This window comes from Candidatus Gillettellia adelgis, from assembly GCA_020541285.1.
Lineage (GTDB): Bacteria > Pseudomonadota > Gammaproteobacteria > Enterobacterales > Enterobacteriaceae > Gillettellia > Gillettellia adelgis.
Genome location: CP047043.1, coordinates 423,583 through 436,278 on the forward strand (window position 1 = coordinate 423,583; position 12,696 = coordinate 436,278).

Annotated in this window: 2 protein-coding genes, 1 tRNA gene and 1 pseudogene; 3 read left to right on the forward strand and 1 reads right to left on the reverse strand. The window is 32.3% G+C overall.

What is annotated here, in order from left to right; all coding sequences use genetic code 11:
* The first annotated feature begins 130 nt into the window (after nucleotides 1-130).
* Together glnA and GIY03_RS00885 are read left to right on the forward strand one after the other, a co-directional pair.
* Nucleotides 131-1,539, forward strand: a pseudogene (gene glnA, locus GIY03_RS00880) (glutamate--ammonia ligase).
* Nucleotides 1,540-6,055: 4,516 nt separating this feature from the next.
* Nucleotides 6,056-6,145, forward strand: a tRNA-Ser gene (locus GIY03_RS00885).
* A gap of 2,491 nt (nucleotides 6,146-8,636) precedes the next feature.
* On the opposite strand, the gene GIY03_RS00890 is transcribed toward GIY03_RS00885, so the two are convergent.
* Complete coding sequence (locus GIY03_RS00890) at nucleotides 8,637-9,542, reverse strand: SPFH domain-containing protein (RefSeq protein ID WP_457913833.1); 906 nt, start codon at nucleotides 9,540-9,542, stop codon at nucleotides 8,637-8,639.
* A gap of 1,689 nt (nucleotides 9,543-11,231) precedes the next feature.
* Between GIY03_RS00890 and GIY03_RS00895 the strand changes: the two genes are divergently transcribed.
* Nucleotides 11,232-11,834, forward strand: coding sequence for a lysophospholipid acyltransferase family protein (locus GIY03_RS00895; protein ID WP_457913834.1), 603 nt, complete (start codon nucleotides 11,232-11,234; stop codon nucleotides 11,832-11,834).
* The last annotated feature ends 862 nt before the right edge of the window (nucleotides 11,835-12,696 follow it).

The window sequence follows — 12,696 nt, forward strand, 5'->3', positions numbered from 1 at the left end:
ATCTTTATAGCATAAATGACTTGTGTAGAAATCAATGCAAGCACTAATAAAATTAATGTAATTTGTGCTGTGTTATTTTTAAAAACAGAACGTTAGTTGGATAGGTATATCATATAAATCTGGGGAACGTATGTTCGCTAAACATGTTTTTGCGATGATGCATGAATATGAAGTGAAATTTATAGATTTGCGTTTTACCGACACGAAAGGAAAAGAACAACATGTCACTATTCCTGCACATCAAGTAAATCGTGATTTTTTAAAAGAAGGTAAAATGTTTGATGGATCCTCGATCAGTGGTTGGAAGGGGATTAATGAATCTGATATGGTATTAATGCCGGATCCAATCACAGTGGTATTAGACCCATTTTCCGTGAATCTACCTTAATTATTCGCTGCGATATTCTTGAATCACGTACGATGCAAGGATATGATCGCGATCCACGTTCCATTTCGAAACGTGCAGAAAAGTTCTTATATTCTTCGGGTATTGCCGACACTGTGCTCTTTGGTCCAGAGCCAGAGTTTTTTTATTTGATGACATCCGTTTTGGAAGTAGCCTCCGAGGTTCTCATGTCGCCATTGATGATATTGAAGGCATATGGAACTCTGGAACCACTTATAATAGCGGAAACAAAGGTCGTCGCCCGGCAGTGAAAGGTGGTTATTTCCCTGTTCCTCCGGTTGATTCATCGCAGGACATTATTCGGTCGACTATGTGTTTGACAATGGAAAAATGGGTTTAGTAGTTGAGGCGCATCATCACGAAGTGGCGACTGCAGGTCAGAACGAAGTAGCTACGCGTTGTAATACTATGACTAAGAAAGCGGATGAAATTCAATTTTATAAATATGTAGTACACAATGTGGCACGCAACTTTGGCAAAACTGCGACTTTTATGCCGAAACCGATATGTGGTGATAATGGCTCTGGTATGCACTGTAACATGTCATTGTCTAAGAATGGCAGAAACTTATTTTCTGGCGATCAATATGGTGGTTTATCTGAAACAGCCTGATTTTACATTGGGGCATTATTAAACACACTAAAACAATCAATGCTATCACTAATCCTACTACGAACTCTTATACGCATCTAGTTCCAGGTTATGAAGCACCAGTGATGTTAGCTTATGCAGAAAGTAACCGCTCTGCCTCTATCCGCATCCCGGTTTCTGCCACTTCGGAATCACGACGTATTGAAGTACGTTTTCCAGATCCGGCAGCTAATCCATATCTGTGCTTTACAGCGTTGCTGATGGCTGGCCTTGATGGTATTATCAATCACACCCACCCTGGAGATGCACTGGATAAAAACTTGTATAATCTTCTACCGGAGGAAGAAACTCAGATTCCAAAAGTAGCACGTTCTTTGGATGAAGCTTTAGCGGCACTAGATGAAGATCATAATTTTTTAACTCGTGACAGTGTATTGACTAATGATGCAATATATGCTTATATTGCATTACGTAAGGAAGAGATTAACCGTATTCGTATGACGCTACATCCCGTTGAGTTTGAATTATACTATAGTGTTTAAAGTGTATTGATTATACCATAAGATTTAAAAATGTTAGTAAAGCAATAAATAGATTAAACATCCATTTGAATAGCATGACACTAATACTACAGGCTATATATTAAGCATAAGGTACATTGTATTCGAAATAATTGTCTCGAGTAATTGCTTAGGATAGTTGACATATATTCAACTGAAAATTCGAGGTATATTTTATGACGTCTTTTATATTTTAATTGCTTAATACTACGATTAATACTATCAACTCATTTGCAGACATTATGAAAAATTTTAAAGTTTATTGGAATATTCCATAAGATAAGGGGAGAAAACCATTCGTCTCCTCCTTCATTTTGTAGGTAAATGGGATATCAATATCTTATTCACCTTATTATACGCTACGTTATACCGTGTAAATTGTCATTATGGATAAAGCAAAACAGATACAATAAAGCGCAGGAGTGTCTTGTATAGTAATGATTTAACTGTGTAATCTAGGAAAGCTCTGTAAATCTTGCACGGAATAGTATAATGATATTCGAGATATCTATTTGAGTTCACTGCATTTGTAGTGTAGTGCATTAAGTTGGCGGTCCATCAGTTACTACCGTAAGGTTTCTATAAGCATTTTAGTACACCATCATTTAATGTATTCATGCATTTTCCCAGATACTATTCTTATGACGAATAACTTGTAACTTAGTTAGTTTTTCGTAGTTAACGAAATATTCTTATGATTAATAGGTCTAGTGATGCACTTTTTCTGGCTACCTAACCAGAAATGGAGAAAGTATGTCTCGGTTATATTGGAACTAATAGATAACCAGTATTACTTAAGTCACGAATAGTTGAAGCATTTAAAGTAAAGTATTTCCTATGATCTACTAAATGGGCTACTCATATTTAAGAGCATCCGATTAGTAGCTGCAGAGTAACACCTAATTATTGGTTAGGGTATTCTCTGATCTAGAATTCATTAAATATATTCAAATGATTATCAATAAATCTGATGGTATGCGTAACCTAATTAATCATTTTTTAGAATCTTAGAAATGTGCTAATATTTGCTCTACAGCCTCTATGAGGTAGTATAGATCGCTGATCAGTTGCTCGTATTAGTAGAAGAGATCGTATAATTTTACATTAACATATAATTACGCAGTCTGCCTTATATCACTTATGATTCCGCGTAAATCGCACGAGTGTTGTTAAATATTATGGGTAATATATTGCATTTTTAAAATTATACATTCAGGATTACTGTGCTATATAGTGAATACTTACACCGCATATCAAACGATCTTATATGACGATTACCGTCGCTCAGCCCAGGTATACGATAAAGATTATAAACACTAGGTTTGTTATCAGTGTACTTATGAGAGATTTATCCTTGCTAAGTATGGGTAATGATGAAAGTAGTGCTGTACTAGCATTATTTAGTGTCTATTAATTTTATTAATAAATATTGTAGCACAATTGTATTGCATGGTTAGTCAGACATTTCTGTATTCTCAATTTACTGACTGTTTTAAACTACAGTAACTGTTCTATAGAGGAACGTTTGGAACATGAACAATGACAGGTTTATCTATTGGGTGCTCAACTAAATATTTTTTATATAAGTGTAAGAATGTCAATTTAAATAATGCACACGTTGTACTAGAAGCTTTGGGCAAGCTAAGGCTTATGGTATTATTATGCAATATGCATGAGCCTTGAACAGGTTACTTGATGCAACTAAGGTACGTTAAACAATGTGATCTAGTTTTTAAGTATTTTGCGATTATCCATGGAAATATTAATACTAGTGTCAATGACTAGTAGCACGTAACTTCTCATTATCTATCGAGGTTATTCGATATCGACAGGAATATGTGTTGCACGCATCATTAGTTGCGATAAGTAACAGCAGCGATTGTTCTACAACTAATATATCATCGATACTGTATCAAATATCATTGATGAAGCATCTTATGATGTAAAACATATCATATATTATGGAGTGACTTTCTTATTTATTGATTGGTACTATTTTAATAGCGTATCGGCTACTAGTAAAAGAGGGCAGCAGAGCGTGTTTTACATTGTTATAGTTTTTATACAATCATCACTTATTATGTTGACTGCAATTATGATCTGACATATTTTAAGTGAGTTTGAGCTATTTACTGCGTGATAGAAGTCCTTACTGTTTTTCACTAGAGTCGTCAGGGCCGATTTAAATACACTGATAGTAGTGTGTTATTTTTTTGATAAAATTAGTGGTATGATACTGGATATACCGATGTTTTTGTTGTCTATACGGATAGACAGTTATGGCTTTAGAAGAACAGTTAATGAGCTAAGAAAAGTGATGCAGATACCATCGCTTCTATCGATCAATAGATAAAACTTTAAACTAGGAGTAGTGCATATTATGAGCATTGATGTTATCGTCTAGGTATTATTTATATGTATTCGTAATTACTGTAGAAGTAATGCACTGATATCACTAAGCTAGCGCGAAACTTTCTATAAAGCACAAGATATAAAAAGTAAGAATTTTCCCTAAGTAGGGTAAACTACTCCACCTAGGAAATATATACTAGACAGATAGTATATTTTTTCAAAATAGTGATGGTGACCAATAAGACTTTCTTTTTAGTATTCCTGAGTAAGCTTGATCAAAGTGTTAGTTTAATCAGTAGACAATAGAATACAGGAAGTAATAGAAAAATCACATTAGTATAGTGTAGATTAATTATATGCTACATTCTAAGCATTAAATTTACTAGTAAAATGCTACTGTAATTAAAATACACTGTGCTGCTTATTCGGTCACTATATTAAACCTGAGGAATAATCGAGAAGCAGTACACTTTCTTTAGTGGATAGCTATATCCTGACTTCCAAACTTAAAAACCAAGTATACAGTAGTGATTATAGTTACTAACTATATGGTTGTATTATTTAGTATCTTGCAGTTAGTGTGTATGCTACATATTAAATTTTTCTAAGGTTAAAAAATATTTTGTAGAACACGTGTTATATTTTATAAGAAAAATTTAGTGTAGCGATATAGTGATTATTTTAACTGTCTTACTTATTATTTCAATACCTTTTTTGTGGATTTACGTTTGTTTTCTAGAGAGGAAGATAACGGATGTCAATATTTATTTACTATCGTTTGGTTGTGCACGCGTGATATATTAAAATTTTTTATTCCATGAGAAATAATCTGTATTTTTGGCATGAGGTCAGTGTCCTTAGTAAGGATAAAATAAGTAAACCTGTCACTTCAAAATAACATATTTATGTGTCACGGTACTGACTATGTGATATAGGTTTAGCGCAACTATAATATTTGGATAGGTGTACTTTTCTCTAAGTTCCTATTGTTATAGTTTTGGCAAGCAGATCACTGGCCACATGTATCAAATTTATTTTTATATTGTATGAAGAATTTTAATGTACAGAATCGATTAATCTTGCGTAGATTGGTTATATAATTTTTTATAGATGTTACATGCATTCATTACGTTGTATGTTTATTAGCGTACATGATCCTTTATATACAAAGCTTTAATAGTGTTTTAATAAGGCTAACTAAGATATCGTAAATGTCTTGATATGCATTAATTTATTTAATAAAAGTTAAATGTCATGAGTAAGAAATGATCTGCTAAATTATTAAAATTTTTTACTTTATACCACATTGCTTCGACCCTTATACTCTTTCTCTAGTCTCAGAAGATCTGTATTTAGGTATGTGGATACTCTAATATATATAAAGCTTGACGAGATGACAAACCTAAGTAATTAAATTTTATTTATAACTCTAAAAGTTAGAAAGATCGCTTTATAAGCTTATAAAGTTCTTCTTGCTATCTGTAATAGAAGAACTGAAATTGTATATTTTATCTTTTGATACAAGTAATTTTATAGCCATAAAAAGATTTTCTGGAAAAATAAACCTTTGTAACGATTATAGATATCTAAAACCTACGCTTGAGATAGGCTTGAACCTAAGGAGTGATTAAAATATCACACCGCATAAAATATATTATAATATAATTAAAAATTTTGCAGAAATGCATGGGGGGTGAGGTAAGCGTATGGTCTTCTGATGTCTTCAAATTAATTTTTATATGTATATAATTGCACGAGATATATAAAAATGGTAAGAAAGCAATTAATAAGTTAATAAATTATTTAAGTAGTCAGAATATTGATTTCCTGTTGCATTGTAACAGTTTGATGCAGTAACACTTTAATATTTAACCTTAGTAAGTAAGTGAAATAAGTAAAACTACTACATGAAAATGTGAAGCATGAAGGCTGCATGAGAAATACAAAATTAATAATTAAATGTTCATTTTAATTGGTTCTTGCTCAATAATTTTTAGTGAAAATATATAGAGAATAGCAAATCATTTGCTAAATCAGTTAAATATTCAGTGCTGATTAATTCATTTGGTTATTATAATAGACGCTCGATGCTAAAATCCAGTGCTACCGGGTTTGATAAAGAGTGTAGTATTGTCAGTGACAGAATGGTGAGGTGTCTGAGTGGCTGAAAGAGCACGCTTGGAAAGCGTGTATACACACAAGTGTATCGAGGGTTCAAATCCCTCCCTCACCGCCATTTCATAACATTCTACATTCGTATTTCAGATGTTATCAATTTTTTTTGTATATAACACTTATTAAGCTAATAACGATCAGTGAAGGTAAATGTAGTACAATCTAAAAAAAATAATGACTCCATTGTTACCGATTACACAATCCTTAAAATTTTTTATATTACCGAGAGTAACTTTATACATAGCTCTGCTATGTAATCAGCATACTCTCATGTAGTTTGAGCATTGCGACGGAAGCATTGAGTATATTTCTGGCGCGGCGTCGTAGCATTGTATTCATGTTTGTAATAGTGTTAAAATTCATTTTATATGCTCTCATGATGTACTTTATATATGTAGTATAGTAAAAGATAGCTGAAATATAGCGATTATCTGCCTCAGCAGCGATACATGAGCTATTAGTCTGCCTCTCTACTTTAAGTAGAAGTACAATGTTTATAAATAGCGTTTATATGCATGTTAATCTTAATATAGTCTCCTTCATCATAATCTAAAAAACATTAGTAAAGTGGTGCAAATCATCTAATCACACTTGTTAAAGATGTAATAATATCACGTTAATTCTTTTAGCTAGGTTAAGCGTCACTCATGCTAACAATGTGAACATCGTATGTATCATCACTTTGGATTCACTAGTAACTAACCAAGGCGGTTGATTATAAGGTTGTCATTATCTTGTATGTAATTTAGTAGATGTACAGTTTTATTTATCTGATTATTTTAAGACAAATAAAGACGACCCCTTAATATTTAACGTGTATACATATATTGATAACTATGGTATTAGTCGATATATGCATGTTGATTGTCAGATTAATAAAATCGGCGATGACAACATGGTACTAGCATAAATAATAGGCTCATTAGTTTTCATGGGTGTGGTGTATAACACATGCCATGTTCTGAACTTTTAACACTATATCTGTATAGATAATTTTGTGCATTATCTAATAATATAGATAGAAAAAATTCTAATACAGTGACTCAAAATCATCATGATATTTATTTCCTTTATGTTATACTGTACTGAACATTTCATAATATACTTAACATGTTATTATGGTAAGATTATGTTGATTTGAACAATTTAGTGAGCTTTGACGATGGTTTCCTTTTAATACTAATATCGTTTGAGAGATTACTTTGCAACGTCGCCCAATAGTACAAAATACGACGTATGACAGCAGAATTTTATCATTCTCTATTGCAAACGCTTATGAATTATAACATTTACGGCGTACTTTTAATATTAGTGAGTATATTCCGAGGAAGTTGAATAATAGTTGCTCTCCTCACTAACTTAACGCATTGATACTATAATTTCTAATTAGTCGTGTATTTATGTAGTATCATGCTATTATAAATTGCAGTTGTTGTGTTCTACAAATGTAATAATTTTCACTTATGCTTCATCAGATTTATTAGAAAATTTTTATTTTATGACTATTAAAACTATCGTTAAAAATTAAGATTTTTCTTTAACATCGCAAGAGCACTTCTCAAAATAAGCTAACTATCTTTCCTGAAGGGACAGATGATAGTGTTAAAAATATAGCATGATTGTAATACATCTATTATTCAGACTTGACATATGTGAGATTATTTAGTTATACGACAGCTGATCTACAATAATACTATTAAATTATATGTGCATTAGTTTGTCTGCTAACCTCTGTTATTGTCTAACATATATAGTGCGTGACACATAGACTGCCTCTATAAAATTTAGATTTAGGTTTATGATAAGAAATCGTAAAAGATGATTGCTGTATTTTTATTGTTTCATTATGCTTTGCTTGTTGCTTTTTAGAAAAATAAGCATAGCCGCTAAGCATCAAGTGTTGTGTTCTATCAGAGAGACTCTTACGAAGCATCACAAATGTTCATGACTGTAGCGAATATATCGGTGTCGATCAGTAGCATAATCTGTTGTGTAGCGGAAAGAGTTCATCAGTATACTAATCTTCATAAAATGAGTACAATAACTACTATATGGCATTGTAATTAACTAGCGCTACTCTGTTATATGAAATGAGCGGATTTTGTATGAACAGACTACTATAGTACTATGTATGCAGGGATTATATTACAGTGAGTACGAAATAGCAGCCAACAGAAATTGAAAGAAATATTGCTGAATGTATAAAAAATTAGTAAAGTTAAATTTTATTCTCGCAATCTCTCAGTCAGAGCATCTAAAAATGTTTCTATATAATACGCTAATAATTATTTTCATTTAATTGAACTCTATAATCATTAGGAAATATGAGTGTCTCAATAAATACTATATATCTATGATATCACGTACAATAAGCAACTAAAATAGTCACTACACCAACATAAATTCTATTATTTTTGTACAATTAATGTAATAATCACATCATAATTTGTCATCGATAGTTTCCGTTTTCCAATATTTTTAGCAGCAGCAGTCCTTTTATTAAAGGATAAAGGAAAATTTTTGGGTTTACACCATAATCAACGTCAGTATAATTATTTATGTGTACTCCCTTTTAATAGTTCAGCTATACCACCGATAGAGCTTAGCAAACTACTAGAATCTAGCGGCATCATGATTACTTTGCTATTATTAGACGAACCGATTTTTTGTAGTGCATCAGTGTATTTTTGCGCTACAAAGTAGTTCACCGCCTGAATATTACCATCAGCAATAGCATTTGACACTAGCTGTGTGGCGCAGGCTTCAGCTTGAGCGGCGCGTTCACGAGCTTCTGCTTGCAAAAACGCTGACTGACGCTCACCTTCGGCATTCAGGATTTGTGACTGTTTATCGCCTTCGGCTCGCAGGATCGCTGCTTGTCTTACTCCTTCAGCTTCTAGAATGTCAGCACGCTTAGTGCGTTCGGCTTTCATTTGAGCGTTCATTGAGGCGATCAGTTCAGCTGGCGGGCGAACATCGCGAATTTCAATACGGGTAATTTTAACTCCCCAAGGATTAGTGGCTTCATCAACGATACGCAACAAGCGACTATTTATGCTATCACGCTGTGATAGCATTTCGTCTAGCTCCATGGAGCCGAGTACGGTACGAAAATTAGTCATAGTAAGATTAATAATCGCTTGTTCCAGATTGCTGACCTCATAAGCAGCACGCGCTGGATCTACAACTTGCATAAAGCATACAGCATCAATTGCAACGTTAGCATTATCTCGCGAGATAATTTCTTGTGAGGGGATGTCTAGCACTTGTTCCATCATATTAATTTTGCGGCCAATCCGTTCTACAAATGGTACAACTAGATTGAGTCCAGGCATTAATGTTTTAGTATAACGTCCAAAGCGTTCTACCGTCCATTGAAAACCCTGGGGAACAATCTTTATGCCCGCAAAGATCATAATTAGCGTGATGATAACCATCATAGGAATAAAAGTAAACATGAAGAACCTACCTGTCAGATATGTATGAATAAATATTACACTATAATCTATAAGAAGACGAGTTATCCATGAGACATGTTGGTTATTCTACAAGTTGTATGACCGTAAATGTCTTCATGCATTTGATTGATTTATTAAGTGTGTTTTTTTTGGAATTGACTAATTTTATTCTTAAGCGGCCTTCTGATGCCCTTGTTAGCTCTGTTAAACAAGCTATTGGTTAGTTATAGTTGTACTAATATCTTCTTATTATAACTTATAGTATAATAGATGTATAGTGAATACACTAAAGTCTAGAAAGATGTTGTCGTCTAACTTCGATCCTTTTCTAAGCGTTTGATTGTTTATTAAACACTTGCAGTATATACTGATTACAAGTGAAAATTCTTTATGATACCTAATGTGATTTTATAACATAGTCGTGTAATTGATGTTCACTATTGGATAATGAATAGACTTTGTACTCCTCTATATTTAAGAGTTTACGGTAGGCAATAATACAACCGTCAATAAGCGATGGTCTTGATGGCTGATATCTGCTGTAGATATAATGTTTTATGTTTTGCTTTGATTGAAGTATTTATATATCGATGTTTCACCGATGCCTCTGATGATTAGAAGATATATCCTGAAGCTGGCGATACACAAATTATATTAATATCATACAGGTCGGAAAAACTTATGAACTGTTTGATGAATAATATGTATCAATAACATTGACACTTATTGCGTGCTTCAATCAACAAAAGGAATGTGTTATATCTTTTATTATATCTTTGCGTATATCACGTAATCACTTAACCGTTATACTTTCCCCTTACAAATCACTCCTTCATGTATTATACAACAAGTATAGGTAGCATCGTCACACATGTTTATAAAAGTTGATAGAATTCTGAAACAAGAGCACTGGAGTAATGAGCTGATTTCTTATTGATGATATTAAGTAACAGATACAATAACACTGATACATAAATACTTTTATTTAGTAAAAGAAATGACTGAAGAAGTTTCTGATAGCTCAATTTGTCACAATTAATGCAATTGACCGAATAATGCAGAGGATGTCTTTTTTTTCATAAAACAGATTATAACGATACAGAATCAATGAGAGATTTTATAATATAATGCAGTTTTCTATTTTCCTTCCTAGATATACATCTGAAACTACTAGAAGATTCGCTGGAAGGTTATGTGTCAGAAGATTAAGAACTCTTACCTCTTACTTAATAGAGGTTTAGCACATGAGACATACAACTTATTTTGAGAAGTATAATCAGACATTTCAGAGAATTATTTTGTAGAATGAATGATAGCTTGAGCGTTGCAGGAATACTTTAGTGTATCTAGCATAGATGTTTAACATTCTATGTTACTTGTGAGGTTCAGATCATTATGTCGTCTTATATAAGAGACGCATAATTGATTATTTTAAAAGTAAAAAAACAAATGAGCGAGAAGATTATTATTAGTTACCGGTAGATTTAGCTGGGATTTTAAAAACTTGAGCGTTTGTATAGATCACTAATGGACAGTTTTATGATTGCTATAGTTAGACTGATTTTGATGGGTGTATTTATTTTTTTCAGTACAATAATAGTTTTTTTTGTTTGTTTTTTTCGTCCACGCAATATAAAAAATGTTTACTTTTCTTCTCAGCTGTACAGTAAAATCTCTTGGCTGCTTGGAGTGAAGGTTACTATTATTGGAAAAGAACATATTCCGTTAGGTAGTTGTGTGTTTATTGCGAATCACCAAAGTAATTACGACATTTTCTTCCTTACTGCAGCTGTACCATTTGGCACTGTAAGTATTGGCAAAAAAAGTATTCTCTTTTTTCCTTTTTTTGGTTTGGTTTACTGGTTATTAGGAAACATTTTTATTGAGCGTACAAACAAAATGCAAGCTATACAAGTATTACAGAAAACTAAAGAGAAAATGTTAAAAGACAATATCTCTGTTTGGCTATTTCCCGAGGGAACCCGCAACTATAGTAAAGGGTTACGGCCTTTTAAAACCGGTGCATTTTATCTTGCACGACATGGAGGTTTCCCTGTAGTACCAGTAGCTGTGAGTAATTATTATTCTTATTTTCGACTTAACAGGCTTGTCAATGGTGAAGTAATTATAAAATTCTTACCAGCGATAACAATAATAAAAATTACCTCGCAACCCATTAGAGAAGTTATTGCCTTAGTTTATAAAATCTTAGATAATAAAATAGCTGAATTAGATGAAATGCTGCGTGAGTCAAATGGAAAAATATTAAAATCTGAAAAAAATAACTCCTAAGTATATTAAATATACTACAATATATTGACAAAATGTCTAATAGAAATCCTCGAAGAAAGGATTGTATACCTTGATATTTCACTGAATTAGGCATCTTACACTTTGACATATAGGATAAATCTTACAAAGATTCTTATTTTATATTTAATATATTTATTTATTTTAGTAATTAACGCACTTACGTTAATATTAGTGGTATTTACATATTAAATTTTAATATTTATCGCAATAACGATCAATAATAGTAAAATTATTGTGTTGTTGAGTTAACTTTGCATCTGTCTTGATGTTTTACTATAAAACCTGTAGTACTATCGGTAGTCTTAAAAGTATTTCGTTCACTGTAACTCGTATCTCTGGAATGGAAATGTAGCTATTAGTCAGTTGGATCACTAATAAACAAACTAACTTTCATAATTTAAAGGGGAATGACACATATCAACATAGAGGAAGTAAGAATGGTAAAATTCCTAATCTTTTGACGATTAGATTGTGCGTACATAGTTAATAAAGTTAGTGAGTGCGTGTCATTTATATTTTTAGGCGCAAGCGCTCGGTTTGTTGCATGAGTTTATAAAGAGTATCAACTAATTTTATTAGGTTGGGTTGGCACTGTAATATAATTTATGAGACTTTTTATTGTTGTGAACGCTTGTGTATTGACATACTAACTACACGATCAACAAAACAAGTTTTATACTAACAACAAAGTTAGCGATAGCTATTTTAGCGTATTACAGATTATATTTTTCATAAACTCATTTAACAGATGGTTTTCTAAAATTATTAGGATGTCATTAAACAGGTTAACTATAAGTGTAGTATTCGCGACGCTGAATTAAGTATAGCAATGTTCTAAATA

Excerpts from the sequence above, each read along its gene's own strand:
- GIY03_RS00890 (WP_457913833.1), bottom strand. The coding sequence starts at position 9,542 with ATGTTTACTTTTATTCCTATGATGGTTATCATCACGCTAATTATGATC.